This is a genomic window from Tateyamaria omphalii, assembly GCF_019802125.1.
In the GTDB taxonomy this organism is placed as follows: Bacteria; Pseudomonadota; Alphaproteobacteria; order Rhodobacterales; family Rhodobacteraceae; genus Tateyamaria; species Tateyamaria omphalii_B.
The window spans coordinates 237,650-251,915 of record NZ_JAHVHT010000002.1 but is presented as its reverse complement, the minus strand read 5'-3'; the positions used below and the strand labels follow the sequence as shown (position 1 = coordinate 251,915).

Sequence of the window (14,266 nt, the reverse complement as noted above, 5' to 3'; positions counted from 1 at the left end):
ATTTGCGCTCATGTACGGCGCCGTCAGTCCAACCATCCGCGCAGATTTTCGTCGATAACGGTGCTCAACGCATCAATATGTGCATCGTCGTCATTGAGGCAGGGAATGTAGGTGAAGGTCTCACCACCGGCCTCCTCGAAACTTTCTTTGATCTCTTCGTTGATTTCTTCGAGTGTTTCGATGCAGTCGGCCGAAAATGCGGGCGCGCATACGGCGATGTTCTTTTTCCCGGCCTCGGCAAGCCGCGCGACCTCCTCGACCGTATAGGGCTTCAGCCATTCTTCCGGCCCGAATTTGGATTGGAATGTCGTTTTGATGTCCGTGTCTTGCCAGCCCAAACGCTCCTTCAGCAAGCGCGTCGTTTTCTGGCACTGGCAGTGGTACGGGTCGCCTTCCATAAGGTAGCGCAGGGGCACACCATGGTAGCTACAGACCAGGATGTCCGGGCGCGTATCCATAGCCCCGTAAGCGCGTTCGATGGATTGGGCGAGCGCCTCAATGTATTTGGGGTGCTCGAAGTATGGCTGGACCGTCCGGGTTGTCGGTTGCCACTTCTCTTCCATCAGCGCGCGAAAGAACTGGTCGTTGGCGGTGGCTGACGTCGCTCCGGCATAGTGTGGGTAGAGCGGGAAAAACAGGATCTTCTGGCACCCGGCGTCGACCATCTCGCGGACCTTGGATTTGGTCGACGGGTTGCCGTATCGCATACAGAAATCGACCATCACCTGATCGCCATACTTGTCGTGCATGGCCGCCTTGATCTTGGCTGTCTGATCCTTGGTGATCGTCATCAAGGGGCTTTCGCCAGCGTCCTCGTTCCAGATCGACTTGTAGGCCGCACCAGAAGAGAATGGCCGTTTTGTCAGGATGATCAGCTGCAGCAGCGGCTGCCAGATCCAGGCGCTGTAGTCGATGACGCGCTTGTCTGAGAGAAACTCGTTGAGGTAGCGCCGCATCGACCAATAGTCGTAGCCATCCGGGGTACCGAGGTTGGCAAGCAGGATGCCGACGCGGGCCGGCGGGATGGCCGGGTGGTCGTCTGCGGCATGGGCCGGACGGGTCGCGGTTTTACTGGTGTCGAGCATCTGGGTTCTTCCTGGTCGCCAATGGGCCTGAGATAAACGGATTTGCGTGCGCGTCAATCTGGCAGCGACGTTTCGTCCGTGTTGAGCGCGTCGGCAAGACGGGCTTGCGCAGATCCCGGGCGTAGTGGCTTTTGCTGGCTTTTATCAGGGGCCCAACCTGTCAGCACGATCAATTCGAACGTCGCGAGTATACTACCATCATCGCCCGGAAAACTCGCGGCATAGATATCTGCCGCCCGTTTCAGGATGCCGGGTCGTGTCGTGGTTCTGTTGCGTGCACTCAAAGCATTCGCCTCACCCATGGCGCGCAAGTCGCGCATGAGGTGCCACATGGATGTGTATTGCACACGCAATGGCACAGTATCTGCGACCGGCAGTGCCAGGCCCGCGCGTTGCAGCAAGGCGCCGAGGTCCCGCACCTCAGCCATCGGAGCGACACGCGGCGACAGGCCCCCTGTTTCCGCCACTTCGGCCTCCGCCAGACACGCCCGCAATTCGTGCAGGGTCTGCCCGCCAAGCGCGACTGCCAACAAAAGCCCGTCGGACTTCATCGCGCGGCGGCATTGGATCAATTGTCCCACCGGGTCGTTGGCCCAATGCAGGCCAAGACTGTGGATCACCAGATCATGCCTTGCTTGATCGAGGGGCAGCGTCTCCTGCTCTTCCACCACATGCGCGCCGTCGATCTGGCCTTTCCAAAGATCTGGGAAAGCCGCAACGACCCCAACAGATGAAAAGGATTTGTTAACCATCATCAGTCGATCTTGGATCTCATCACGCGCTGCTTCCTGCAGGAATAGTGCTGACATATCGGCGCGGGCCCGGTTTCGGGTCAGTGCGCAAAGATCGGTCAAGGGGGCGGGCTGCTTCATGGCGGCATAGGTAGGACAGCGATGGGTCTTTTACAAACAGCGCTCACGGCCATTTACCCGCCCCGGTGCCTTGGGTGCGGGCAGATGGTCGACAGTGACTTCGGTCTTTGCGGTGCGTGTTGGGGGCAGACATCGTTTATTGGGGGCACCGTCTGTGACAGTTGCAGCACGCCATTGCCCGGTTCTGCGTCGGGCGAGGTCGCGCATTGCGACGCTTGTCTTCGCTCGCCCAAACCTTGGAGACACGGGCGCGCTGCGCTGATCTACACCGGCATGGGCCGCAAGATGGTCTTGCAGCTGAAGCACGCAGACAGGCAAGAGATCGCGAAACCCGCCGCAGGTTGGATGCGGCAAGGTGTTCTCGAAATCGCTCCGAACAATGCGCTGCTCGTGCCGGTCCCGTTACATTGGATGCGCCTAGCCAAACGGCGCTACAATCAGTCCGCGCTGATCGCGATGCACCTTTCTGACAAAACCGGTCTCGACGTTTGCCCGGATCTGCTGGAACGCCCAACGCGCACCCCGTCACTGGATGGCAAGACAAAAGCCGAGCGTGCAAACATCCTGGACGGCGCGATTCGCGTAGCCCAGCGGCGGCGCCACCGGATCGCTGGTCGGTCGGTCGTGCTGATCGACGACGTACTGACGACCGGTGCGACACTCGCCGCCTGTGCCGAGGCCTGTTGTGCAGCAGGTGCCGCAGATGTGTGCGTCGCTGTACTGGCGCGTGTCGTCAAAGACGCCTAGATAACCGGCAACTCTGAATTCGCGCCGAAAGGATCTGCGCTATGCAAGCTGTCGAAATCTATACGTCGCCCTTGTGCGGCTTCTGCCACGCCGCCAAGCGGTTGCTCAAAGAAAAGGGCGTGGAGTTCTCCGAGGTAAACGTCCTCGCCAACCCCGGTCGCAAGGCGGAGATGATCAAGCGCGCCAATGGCGGTCGGACGGTCCCCCAGATCTTTATCGGCGACACGCATGTTGGCGGGTGTGACGACCTTTATGCCCTTGATGGCGCGGGCAAGCTTGACGCGCTGCTTGCAGCCTGAATGAAGACAGCTCTGCTGCAGCTCAACGTGTCGGACGATCCGCTGGTCAACTTGCCACGGACAATTGAGATGGTCGAGCAAGCGGCAGACATGGGTGCCGCGTTCATCCTGACGCCCGAGGTGACGAACTGCGTTTCCACCAGTCGGGCGCATCAACAGTCGGTGCTGCACCCGGAGGAGGATGATCCGACCCTTGCCGCTTTGCGGCGGGTGGCGTCGGACAAGGGTGTGTATATTCTGATTGGGTCGCTCGCCCTCAAGACGGACGATCCGGATGGACGTTTCGCCAACCGATCTTTCCTGATCTGTCCCCGCGGGGACATCCTTGCGCGCTATGACAAGATCCACATGTTTGATGTGGCGATCAGCGATACCGAGACGTATCGCGAATCCGCTGGCTACCGGCCCGGAGAGCGTGCGGTACTGGCAAAACCCGAGTTCGCGCCCGTTGGCATGGCGGTTTGTTACGACATGCGCTTCCCGCGGCTGTCCGATGCTTTGGTCGGCGCCGGCGCCCAAATCCTGACATATCCGTCTGCCTTTTCGCCCGTTACCGGTGCGGCGCATTGGCACAGCTTGCTGCGCGCCCGCGCGATCGAGGCCGGGGCGTGGGTTTTGGCCCCGGCCCAGACAGGCACGCATTCCAGCGCCCGGCACAAGACGCGAACCACGTATGGGCATTCACTTGCTGTCGATCCGTGGGGCGAGGTGATACTTGACGCAGGGACCGCCCCCGGCATTTATGTCCTTGATCTGGATTTGGAAAAGGTGGCCGAGGCGCGCCGCCGTGTCCCGTCACGAGACAACGCGCGCCCCTTCGAAGCCCCCTGATGGCGCATGAGCACAGACAAGAACGCACTGGCAATTTCGCTTTTCAGCGAGGTGTTGGCAGCGGACCAAATGGTCCGCAACAGGCTCAGCCGTGTGTTGCCGAAGGGCATGGAGATCTCGCACTTTTCGGTCCTGAACCACTTGGCATGGCATGAAGGTGAACGTACCCCGGCCCAACTGGCCGAGACGTTCAATGTGACCCGCGGTGCCATGACAAATACCCTCAACCGGTTAGAGTGGGCGGGGTACATCCACATACGTCCCGATTGGGACGACGCGCGGCGCAAAATGGTGGCGATCAGCCCAGCCGGCCTGCGCGCGCGCGATCAGGCGCTGAGTTCCATTGCGCCCATGGTTGGCGAAGTGATCGACAAGCTGGGCGAGGATCGCGTGCGGTCGACCTTGCCCATTCTGCGCCAGTTGCGCGATCAGCTGTCCAGCAAGCCTAAGCCGGATTAAGGCTTGCTGTGACGTAGTTCACGCTCAGGTCCGTGTCGGACAGTTTCCAACTCCACGTCAGCGGATTAAACACGAACCCCTTGCGATCCACGGGATCGAGACCCGCGTTGCGCATCAGATCAAAGAGTTCGTCGGGCGTGATGAACTTGTTCCATTCGTGCGTGCCCTTGGGCAGCCATCGCATCACGTGTTCGGCCCCGATGATCGCCATCATGTAGGATTTCGGGTTCCGGTTGATGGTCGAACAGATGTGCAAGCCACCGGGTTTCAAAAGCTGGCGGCAGGCGGTCAAGTAGCTGAGCGGATCGGCTACGTGCTCCACCACTTCCATGTTCAACACGACGTCGAATTGCTCGCCCGCGGCGGCCATATCCTCGGCTGTGGTGTGGCGGTAGTCGATGGTCAGCCTGGATTGTTCGGCATGAACTCTCGCGACGGGGATGTTGCGTTCCGCCGCGTCGGCGCCCACCACGTCGGCTCCAAGCCGCGCCATGGGTTCGGCCAGCAGACCGCCACCGCAGCCTATGTCCAGGATGCGCAGCCCTTTGAACGCTTCTGGACCGGTCAGATCCAGGTCAAACTCTGCCGCGATCTGGCTGGTGATGTAGTCGAGCCGACAGGGGTTCAGCATGTGCAGCGGCTTGAATTTCCCGTTCGGATCCCACCATTCCGCCGCCATCGCCTCGAATTTTGCGATTTCCGATGGGTCAACGGTGGTTTGATGCGTTTGCATTTGCGTCTCCGTATGCTCATGTGCGTCTTACGCCCTATGTAGGTCAGTAATGGACAAACACAGTGATCAAAAGCGCGCGGTACAATATCTGTATCCGCCCATGGACCCCTACGACCAACGGATGCTTGAGGTTGGGCAAGGGCACCGTATTTATGTAGAGCAATGCGGCAATCCCGAAGGTATGCCGGTGGTTGTGCTACACGGCGGTCCCGGCGGCGGCTGTAGCCCCGCGATGCGGCGCTATTTCGATCCTGAACACTATCGGGTGATTCTGTTTGATCAGCGTGGCTGCGGGCGGTCCCGTCCGCATGCGTCGGTGATGAACAACACAACGTGGCATCTGGTCGACGACATCGAGCTGATCCGGAAGACGCTCGACATTGATGCGTGGATCGTCTTTGGCGGTTCATGGGGTGCGACGCTGGCCCTGATCTATGCCGAGGCGCATCCGGCGCGCGTGCGCAACCTCGTCTTGCGCGGCGTATTCCTGATGACGCAGTCCGAGCTCGATTGGTTCTATGGCGGCGGTGCGGGCAAATTCTGGCCCGAGGTCTGGTCGCGCTTCGAAGGACTGATCCCCGAAGATGAGCGCGGTGATCTGATCGGTGCCTATCACCGCCGTCTATTCTCCGGGGATGTCGCGATGGAGACGCGGTTTGCCCGCGCATGGTCGTCCTGGGAAAATGCGTTGGCGTCGATTCATTCTTCGGGCGCTGGTGGAGAGGCCCCTGGAGACTATGCCCGCGCTTTCGCTCGGCTTGAGAATCACTATTTCACCAATGCTGGTTTCCTTGAGTTCGACGGTCAGATCCTCGCCCATGCCGGTCGGATCAAGCACATCCCCGGCACCATTGTGCAGGGCCGCTACGATATGATCTGCCCGCCTGACAGTGCCTACGCCTTGTCCAAAGCATGGCCGCTGGGTGAGTTGAAAATGGTCCGCAATGCCGGTCATGCCTTGTCTGAGCCGGGGATTTCGGCTGAACTGGTGCGCACCATGGACAGGATCGCAGGAAAATGACCCGCATCGACCGCCGCGCGCTGTTTGCTTCCGGTGCCGCCGCAGCCCTGCTGGCTGCGACCGGGGCATCGGCGTTGCCCCAGCGGGGTGGGCGGTTGCGGGCGGCCTTGTCGCCCGCGTTGTTTGAGCGTGTGGTTGCGGCGACGGTTTATGACAATCTGACAGAGATTGCGGCGGACGGCACGTTGCGCGGTGAGTTGGCGACGGAGTGGTCCTCGGACGCGGATGCGCGTGTGTGGCGTTTCAAGCTGCGCGAGGGCGTGACCTTTCATGACGGAACCCCGTTTGATGCCTCAACTGTCGCCAATCTGATGTGGGATGTTCAGGCGCTGGATGCTCTCACCGTTCAGATCACGCTGGATGCGCCAAACCCGAGCCTGCCTTACCTGCTGGCCCAACCGGGCTTCGAAATTCGCGGGGCGACGGGCACCGGCCTTTATGAAGTGCAAAAGCTGGATGACGGGCGCCATTTCATTGGGACGCGCGTGACGGATCACTGGAAGCAGGGCGCAGGCTGGTTCGATTCGGTCGAGTTCGTGCAGTTCAGTGCTGACAATGTGCGCGGCGAAGCGCTGCGCGACGGGTTGGTCGATGTGGCGGATGTTATTGCGCTGGACGACTACGCAGACCCGCGCGATTTCCAGACACTGCCCAATGCGCATGCCCCGACGCATATCGCCAGCCGGTCGGTTACAGTGCCAGTGACGGTCGGCAAATCCTGGCCCCTGGACAACCTGCGCATGGCAGAACGGTGGTGGATGGCCTGAAGGGCGTCGCGAGGGGCTTGCAGACTCACCCCCTGATGCGTATATCCCCTTCAACAGCGGCGCGCTGGGGTCCACACCCGACGCTCCACCGGGAAACATCGACGGGCCGCGCGCCCGTTTTTTTGTGCTTGGACACTATGACCAACGACCTGATTGCCAAAGCTGCCATCGACCGCCGCCTGGCCGAGATCATCACTCCGGTGATCGAGGATCTGGGGTACGAGCTGGTGCGCGTGCGGCTGATGAGCGGCAAGGAAACGACGCTGCAGATCATGGCCGACAAGCCCGATGGCGGGATCGAGGTCGATGATTGCGCGGCGATTTCGACCGCTGTGAGCGCGATCTTGGATGTCGAGGATCCGATCCTTGATGCCTACACGCTCGAAGTGTCCTCGCCCGGCATCGACCGCCCGCTGACGCGGCTGAAGGACTTCGACATGTTCGAAGGGTACGAGGCCAAGCTGGAAACCGACGAATTGATCGACGGCCGCCGCCGCTTCAAAGGCGTGCTGGCCGGGATTGAGGACGATGAGGTTCTGATCAACGTCACCGGTGGTGGCGATGGCGAAGAGATTACCATCGGGCTGAAGTTCGAGTGGTTGAGCGATGCCAAGCTGGTCCTGACGGACGAGCTGATCAAGGAAATGCTGCGCCAGCGCAAAGCCGCGGGCGTGTTGAACGAAGACAATTTCGACGAGATTGAGACCGAAGGGTCAGAGGAGGACAGCTGATGGCCATTACATCTGCAAACCAGCTTGAGCTGCTGCAAACCGCCGAGGCGGTGGCCCGTGAAAAGATGATCGACCCCGCGCTGGTGGTCGAGGCGATGGAAGAATCGCTCGCCCGTGCGGCGAAGTCCCGCTACGGCGCCGAAATGGACATTCGCGTGTCCATTGACCGCAAGACAGGCAAGGCGACCTTTACCCGCGTCCGCACCGTGGTCGAGGAAGAAGAGCTGGAAAACTACCAGGCCGAGTTCACCGTTGAACAGGCCAAACAGTACATGGAAGACCCTCAGGTCGGTGACACCTTTGTCGAGGAAGTCCCCCCCGTCGAGATGGGCCGTATCGCCGCCCAGTCCGCCAAGCAGGTGATCTTGCAGAAGGTCCGCGAAGCTGAGCGTGACCGTCAGTACGAAGAGTTCAAGGATCGCGCGGGCACCATCATCAACGCGCTGGTCAAGCGCGAGGAATACGGCAACGTCATCGTCGATGTGGGTGCAGGTGAAGCCATCCTGCGCCGCAACGAAAAGATCGGGCGCGAATCGTATCGCCCGAATGACCGCATCCGCTGCTACATCAAGGATGTGCGCCGCGAGCAGCGCGGCCCCCAGATCTTCCTGAGCCGCACCGCGCCCGAGTTCATGGCCGAGCTGTTCAAGATGGAAGTGCCCGAGATCTACGACGGCATCATCGAGATCAAGGCCGTTGCGCGCGACCCAGGTTCCCGCGCCAAGATTGCCGTGATTTCCTATGACGGCTCCATCGACCCCGTGGGTGCCTGTGTGGGTATGCGTGGTTCGCGCGTGCAGGCTGTCGTGAATGAGCTTCAGGGCGAAAAGATCGACATCATTCCTTGGAATGAAGACCAGCCGACCTTCCTCGTGAACGCATTGCAGCCCGCCGAGGTGAGCAAGGTGGTTCTGGACGAGGAAGCGGGCAAGATCGAAGTGGTCGTGCCTGAAGAGCAGCTAAGCCTTGCCATCGGTCGTCGCGGTCAGAACGTGCGTCTGGCGTCGCAACTCACCAACCTCGACATCGACATCATGACCGAGGCCGAAGAATCGGCACGTCGGCAGGCCGAATTCGAAGAGCGCACCAAGCTGTTCATGGACACGCTGGACCTTGACGAATTCTTTGCCCAGTTGCTGGTCTCCGAAGGGTTCACCAACCTGGAAGAAGTGGCATACGTCGAACTGGACGAACTCTTGGTCATTGATGGTGTGGACGAAGGCACTGCCGAAGAATTGCAGGCGCGCGCTCGCGACGTGCTGGAAGCCCAAGCTAAGGCAGCGCTGGACAATGCGCGGTCGATGGGTGCCGAGGACAGCCTTATTGAATTCGACGGGCTCACACCCCAAATGGTAGAGGCGCTCGCCAAGGACGACGTCAAAACCCTCGAAGATTTTGCAACTTGCGCAGACTGGGAACTGGCCGGTGGCTGGACAACCGTCGATGGCGAACGTCACAAGGACGATGGTGTTCTGGAACCCTTCGACGTTTCCTTGGAAGAGGCGCAGCACCTGATCATGACCGCCCGCGTTCTGCTGGGTTGGGTTGATCCCGCTGAATTGGAAGCCGAAGCCGAGGCCGAGGACGGCGAAGAGCTGACCGAGGAGGCCGAGGCCTGATCTCAGGCCTCGGGTGGGCCTGATGGGTCGCGGTGGCGTCTCAAAGGATCGGTCGGATGGACCGGAGCGCAAGTGCATTGCCACGGGCGAGGTGCAACCCAAGCATGGGTTGATCCGCTTTGTTGTGGGGCCTGATGCACAGATCGTGCCGGACATCGCGGGCAAGCTGCCCGGTCGTGGCATCTATGTCGCGGCCGACCGGGCTGCGCTGGAAAAAGCGGTGCAGAAGAAGCTGTTTGCACGGGGAGCCAAGCAACCCGTGCAGGTGCCGGACGATTTGGTGGCCGAGGTTGAGCGGCAATTGGCGCGGCGGGTGATTGACCTGATCGCGCTGTCGCGCAAGGGCGGCCGTGCCGTGGCAGGCTATGAAAAGGTCAAGAACATGCTCCAGATGGAAGAGGCGCAGGTTCTGATCCAGGCGGTCGATGGGTCCGGCCGTGGCAAGTCCAAGCTGAGTACGCCGCATTTTGGCACGTATATCGGCTGGCTGACGGCGGATGAGTTGGGTTTGGCCTTTGGCCGTCAAACTGTGATACATGGGGCGCTCGCCTCTGGTGGACTCACGCAACGTGTTGTAGAGGAAGCCAACCGTTTACGCGGAGTCCGTGAATCTATGGTGGCAGGGGCCACCGGACGCGAAAAAGACGGCGGCAAGGGCCGCCGGGAAGGATAGACGAGCTTTATGAGCGATACTGACGGGAAAAAGACACTGGGTCTGCGCAGCGGCGCGCGTCCGGGCAATGTGAAACAGAGTTTCAGCCACGGGCGAACCAAGAATGTCGTCGTCGAGACCAAGCGCAAGCGCGTTGTGGTGCCGAAACCCGGTGCCGCGAAGCCCGCTGGCGCAGGTGGTGCTGCCGGGGGTGACCCCAGCCGTCGTCCGGCGGGCATTTCAGATGCAGAGATGGAGCGCCGCCTGAAAGCCGTTCAAGCGGCCAAGGCGCGTGAAGTCGAGGAAGCCGCCAAGCGCGAGGCCGAGGAAAAGGCACGTGAAGCCGAACGCGAGCGTCGTCGTGCCGAAGCCGAGGCCAAGGAAAAGGCCGAGCGCGAACGCGAAGAGGCGCTGAAGGCCAAGGAAGAAGAAGAAAAGCGCAAGGCCGCCGAAGCGGCTGCGGCTGCTCAAGCTGCGGCTGCCGCACCTGCGGAAAAGGCGCAACCGGCACAACGTCAGGCGCAGCCTGCCGCAACCCCACGCAAGAACGAGCGTGACCGCGACCAGCGGCCCAACAACCGTGGTCGCGACGATGGCGGTCGCCGTTCGGGCAAGCTGACGCTGAACCAGGCGCTGTCCGGTGGCGAAGGTGGACGCCAGCGGTCTATGGCAGCCATGAAGCGCAAGCAGGAACGTGCCCGGCAGAAAGCCATGGGTGGTTCGGTCGAGCGTGAAAAGGTTGTCCGCGACGTGCAGGTCCCCGAGGCCATCGTTGTGTCCGAGCTGGCCAACCGCATGACCGAAAAGGTCGGCGACGTGGTCAAGGCATTGATGAACAACGGCATGATGGTCACGCAGAACCAGACCATTGACGCCGACACCGCTGAACTGATTGTCGAGGAATTCGGCCACCGCGTGCAGCGTGTGTCCGACGCCGACGTCGAGGATGTGATCAAAGAGGTTGAGGACAAGGCAGAAGACCTGCAGGGTCGTCCGCCGGTCATCACCATCATGGGTCACGTCGACCATGGTAAAACATCGCTTCTTGATGCGATTCGTGATGCCAAGGTTGTCGCGGGAGAAGCAGGCGGGATCACGCAGCACATCGGTGCCTATCAGGTGAAAACCGATGATGGTGTGACGCTGTCCTTCCTCGACACCCCCGGCCACGCGGCATTTACATCGATGCGGTCGCGCGGTGCGCAGGTGACGGATATCGTGGTTCTGGTTGTTGCGGCGGATGACGCTGTGATGCCGCAGACCATCGAAGCCATCAACCACGCCAAGGCGGCCGAAGTGCCAATGATCGTTGCGATCAACAAGTGCGACAAGCCCGAAGCGAACCCGGACAAGGTGCGCACGGACCTGCTGCAGCACGAAGTGATCGTCGAGAAGATGTCCGGTGAAGTGCAGGACGTTGAAGTGTCGGCCATCACTGGCAAGGGTCTGGACGCGCTGCTCGAAGCCATCGCGCTGCAGGCTGAGATTCTGGAACTCAAAGCGAACCCCGACCGCGCGGCCCAGGGTGCCGTGATCGAGGCGCAGTTGGACGTTGGCCGTGGTCCCGTCGCGACTGTTCTGGTTCAGACCGGGACGCTGCGCCAAGGCGACATCTTTGTTGTGGGCGAGCAATACGGCAAGGTCCGTGCCCTCATCAACGACAAGGGCGAGCGCGTGAAAGAAGCGGGACCGTCTGTTCCTGTTGAGGTGCTTGGCCTGAACGGTACGCCAGAGGCGGGTGACGTTCTGAACGTGACCGAGACCGAAGCGCAGGCGCGTGAGATCGCGGAGTATCGCGAGAAAGCCGCCAAGGACAAACGCGCGGCGGCTGGTGCGGCAACGACCCTCGAACAGCTTATGGCCAATGCCAAGGCCGACGAGAATGTCAGCGAGCTGCCCATTCTGGTCAAAGCGGACGTACAGGGTTCTGCCGAAGCCATCGTTCAGGCGATGGAGAAGATCGGCAACGATGAGGTACGTGTGCGCGTGCTCCACTCGGGCGTTGGCGCGATCACTGAAACCGACGTGGGTCTGGCCGAAGCATCCGGTGCGCCGATCATGGGCTTTAACGTCCGTGCGAACGCGTCTGCCCGGAACACGGCCAACCAGAAAGGTGTCGAGATCCGTTACTACTCGGTCATCTATGACCTTGTGGACGATGTGAAAGCTGCGGCATCCGGTCTGTTGAGTGCCGAGATTCGCGAGAACTTCATCGGTTATGCCGAGATCAAGGAAGTCTTCAAAGTCACGGGTGTCGGCAAGGTTGCGGGTTGTCTGGTGACCGAAGGCGTCGCTCGTCGCTCTGCCGGTGTGCGCCTGCTGCGTGACAACGTGGTGATCCACGAAGGCACATTGAAAACGCTCAAGCGTTTCAAGGACGAAGTGGCCGAGGTTCAGTCGGGTCAGGAATGCGGTATGGCATTCGAAAACTATGACGACATTCGCCCTGCCGACGTCATCGAGATTTTCGAACGGGAAGAAGTCACTCGGACGCTCGACTGAGGAAGAGGCACCTGAAAATGAGAAAAGGGGACGGTGTGGCACCGTCCCCTTTTTTACTCAGATCGTCGCGTTATGCAGCTTGCGAAACGGGCGTTCCGGAATAGTGGGCTCCGTCAACCCGAACAGTCATCCGTCCATCTGGCAGGGTTTTCACATAGATACCCTGGATCAAAACGGCACTGCCCAAAGCAATTGTGCGTAGCATGACTTTCCTCCCCAAAAGAAAGTGATGACTCAACTATAAGTACATTGGTTAACAAGTCATCAACAATGTCACAAAACTGTCGCTTTTTTTGTCGTTTTAAGAAGATTGTTACTCAACGTTACAGCCAATCCCGAAGAATTGGGATGAGTGGGATGTCTGCAGCAGGCATAGGATAGTTGCGCAAGTCCTTTGGCTGCACCCACTTCAACGCTTGATTTTCCTTTGATCGGGGCATCCCGTCCCATTTGCGACAGGCAAACAGCGGCATCAACAAGTGGAAATCGTCGTAGCTGTGGCTCGCGAACGTCAACGGGGCCAAGCAGGATGTCCAAGTGTCGATGCCCAGTTCCTCGTGCAGCTCTCGAACAAGTGCCGCTTCGGGTGTTTCGCTAGTCTCGACCTTGCCGCCTGGAAATTCCCACAAGCCCGCCATGGACTTGCCTTCGGGGCGCTGCGCCAGCAGAACCCGGCCATCAATGTCGATCAGGGCGACGGCAGAGACCAGCACAACCCTCACGACCGGTAATCCGCGTTGATGTCTATGTAGCCGTGGGTCAGATCGCAGGTCCAGACGGTCGCATTGCCTGAGCCCATTCCACAGTCAACCCTGATGCGGATATGCTCGTTCTGCATGTGCGCGGCAGCGTCTTCTTCGCGATAGGTTGGGCTGACCCAACCGTTTTCGGCGACGAGGGACTCTCCGAACCAGATCGACAGCGTGTCTCGATCCGCGGGTGCGCCGGACTTGCCGATTGCCATGACAACACGTCCCCAGTTCGGATCCTCGCCCGCGATGGCCGTCTTGACCAAGGGCGAGTTGGCAATGGACAAACCGTGGGTTTTGGCGGCAACTTCATCCGTGCAACCGGTCACTTCAATCTCGACAAACTTCGTGGCGCCCTCGCCGTCGCGGACGACCTGATGCGCGAGATCAAGCATCACAGCTTGCAGGGAAGCGGCGAAGTCCCGGTTGCCTGATACGTTCACTCCGCTGGTTCCGGTCGCAGCAACCAGAAGCGTGTCGGACGTAGATGTATCGCTATCGACCGTTATGCAGTTGAACGTGCGATCGGTCGCGGCGCTTACCAAACCCTGCAGTTCCTCCTGCGCGATCTCGGCGTCGGTGAAGAGATAGACCAGCATCGTTGCCATATCGGGCGCGATCATGCCGCTGCCCTTGGCGATGCCCGCGATCGTGACCGCCTTGCCGCCAATATTGACGACTTGGGTCGAACCCTTTGGGTAGGTATCGGTTGTCATTATTGCGGATGCCGCATCTGCAATCGCATCTGCGGACTGCCGTGCCACCAAATCAGAGAGATGCGTGGTGATCCTGTCATGCGGCAACGGTTCGCCAATAACACCCGTCGACGCGGTGAAGACGCGGTTTGACGGCAATCCTGTCGCTGACGCTGTTGCATCAACAATCGCAGCGACGGCATCAATACCATTCCGTCCGGTAAACGCATTTGCATTGCCCGCATTGACAAGGATTGCCGCGCCCGCGTCATTTGAACCGCCGAGTTTCTCCTGACAATCCAGAACCGGAGCCGCGCGTGTCGCACTTTTGGTGAACACACCCGCAACGCTGGTCCCGGGATCACATATCGCCAGCATGACATCCGCCCGTCCGGAGTATCGAACGCCAGCCTCGGCGACGGCAAATGTTACACCGTCAATCTGCGGCAAGTCCGGAAATGTCTGAGGTGCGAGCGGGGACCGGGGCAGTGCGCCAGCCATTAG

Annotated in this window: 16 protein-coding genes; 10 read left to right on the top strand and 6 right to left on the bottom strand. The window is 60.3% G+C overall.

The genetic code is table 11. From position 1 onward, the window contains the following. Nucleotides 1-23: 23 nt before the first annotated feature. Both hemH and KUV51_RS10190 read right to left on the bottom strand, forming a co-directional pair. Nucleotides 24-1,085: a ferrochelatase gene (gene hemH, locus KUV51_RS10195; protein ID WP_222521529.1), complete on the bottom strand. Its 1,062-nt coding sequence runs from the start codon at nt 1,083-1,085 to the stop codon at nt 24-26. Between the two features lie 53 nt (nt 1,086-1,138). Further along, the gene (locus KUV51_RS10190) at nt 1,139-1,957 is read right to left on the bottom strand and encodes a methyltransferase domain-containing protein (RefSeq protein ID WP_222521528.1); all 819 of its coding nucleotides are present in this window, start codon (nt 1,955-1,957) and stop codon (nt 1,139-1,141) included. A gap of 21 nt (nt 1,958-1,978) precedes the next feature. On the opposite strand from KUV51_RS10190, the gene KUV51_RS10185 reads away from it, so the two are divergent. Genes KUV51_RS10185 through KUV51_RS10170 form a run of 4 tightly spaced genes read left to right on the top strand, consistent with a single transcriptional unit; the run spans nt 1,979 to nt 4,293 of the window. Next, a complete protein-coding gene (locus KUV51_RS10185) occupies nt 1,979-2,704 on the top strand; it encodes a ComF family protein (protein WP_222521527.1) in 726 nt (241 codons plus the stop codon). A gap of 41 nt (nt 2,705-2,745) precedes the next feature. Beyond that, nucleotides 2,746-3,003 carry a glutaredoxin 3 gene (gene grxC, locus KUV51_RS10180; RefSeq protein WP_222521526.1) on the top strand — a complete coding sequence of 86 codons (258 nt, stop codon included), beginning with the start codon at nt 2,746-2,748 and terminating at the stop codon, nt 3,001-3,003. Further along, entirely contained in the window at nt 3,004-3,834 is an 831-nt protein-coding gene (locus KUV51_RS10175; protein ID WP_222521525.1) for a carbon-nitrogen hydrolase family protein, read from the top strand. Nucleotides 3,835-3,840: 6 nt separating this feature from the next. After that, a complete protein-coding gene (locus tag KUV51_RS10170) occupies nt 3,841-4,293 on the top strand; it encodes a MarR family winged helix-turn-helix transcriptional regulator (RefSeq protein WP_222521524.1) in 453 nt (150 codons plus the stop codon). Here KUV51_RS10170 and ubiG read toward each other — a convergent pair. Continuing rightward, the gene (ubiG, locus tag KUV51_RS10165; RefSeq protein WP_222521523.1) at nt 4,280-5,026 is read right to left on the bottom strand and encodes a bifunctional 2-polyprenyl-6-hydroxyphenol methylase/3-demethylubiquinol 3-O-methyltransferase UbiG; all 747 of its coding nucleotides are present in this window, start codon (nt 5,024-5,026) and stop codon (nt 4,280-4,282) included. The genes KUV51_RS10170 and ubiG overlap by 14 nt on opposite strands. Nucleotides 5,027-5,075: 49 nt before the next feature. Here ubiG and pip point away from each other — a divergent pair, with 49 nt between their 5' ends. From pip to infB, 6 genes are all read left to right on the top strand, one after another. Further along, nucleotides 5,076-6,047 carry a prolyl aminopeptidase gene (pip, locus tag KUV51_RS10160; RefSeq protein WP_222521522.1) on the top strand — a complete coding sequence of 324 codons (972 nt, stop codon included), beginning with the start codon at nt 5,076-5,078 and terminating at the stop codon, nt 6,045-6,047. Then, the gene (locus KUV51_RS10155; protein WP_222521521.1) at nt 6,044-6,814 is read left to right on the top strand and encodes an ABC transporter substrate-binding protein; all 771 of its coding nucleotides are present in this window, start codon (nt 6,044-6,046) and stop codon (nt 6,812-6,814) included. The genes pip and KUV51_RS10155 overlap by 4 nt, the downstream gene beginning before the upstream one ends. 137 nt (nt 6,815-6,951) lie before the next feature. After that, nucleotides 6,952-7,545: a ribosome maturation factor RimP gene (rimP, locus tag KUV51_RS10150; RefSeq protein ID WP_222521520.1), complete on the top strand. Its 594-nt coding sequence runs from the start codon at nt 6,952-6,954 to the stop codon at nt 7,543-7,545. Beyond that, nucleotides 7,545-9,164: a transcription termination factor NusA gene (gene nusA / locus KUV51_RS10145; RefSeq protein WP_222521519.1), complete on the top strand. Its 1,620-nt coding sequence runs from the start codon at nt 7,545-7,547 to the stop codon at nt 9,162-9,164. Before rimP ends, nusA begins: the two co-directional genes overlap by 1 nt. Nucleotides 9,165-9,186: 22 nt before the next feature. Further along, nucleotides 9,187-9,837 (top strand): RNA-binding protein, encoded by a 651-nt coding sequence (locus KUV51_RS10140; protein WP_222521518.1) that lies wholly within the window; start codon nt 9,187-9,189, stop codon nt 9,835-9,837. Nucleotides 9,838-9,846: 9 nt separating this feature from the next. Beyond that, the gene (gene infB / locus KUV51_RS10135; protein WP_222521517.1) at nt 9,847-12,318 is read left to right on the top strand and encodes a translation initiation factor IF-2; all 2,472 of its coding nucleotides are present in this window, start codon (nt 9,847-9,849) and stop codon (nt 12,316-12,318) included. A gap of 70 nt (nt 12,319-12,388) precedes the next feature. Here infB and KUV51_RS22125 read toward each other — a convergent pair whose 3' ends face one another. The 3 genes from KUV51_RS22125 to argJ form a co-directional block, all read right to left on the bottom strand. Then, nucleotides 12,389-12,523 carry a hypothetical protein gene (locus tag KUV51_RS22125; RefSeq protein WP_261385765.1) on the bottom strand — a complete coding sequence of 45 codons (135 nt, stop codon included), beginning with the start codon at nt 12,521-12,523 and terminating at the stop codon, nt 12,389-12,391. 118 nt (nt 12,524-12,641) lie between these two features. Further along, on the bottom strand, nt 12,642-13,040 hold the full coding sequence (locus KUV51_RS10130; protein ID WP_222521516.1) for a (deoxy)nucleoside triphosphate pyrophosphohydrolase: 399 nt from the start codon (nt 13,038-13,040) through the stop codon (nt 12,642-12,644). Further along, entirely contained in the window at nt 13,037-14,263 is a 1,227-nt protein-coding gene (gene argJ / locus KUV51_RS10125) for a bifunctional glutamate N-acetyltransferase/amino-acid acetyltransferase ArgJ (RefSeq protein WP_222521515.1), read from the bottom strand. The genes KUV51_RS10130 and argJ overlap by 4 nt, the downstream gene beginning before the upstream one ends. Between the last annotated feature and the right edge of the window lie 3 nt (nt 14,264-14,266).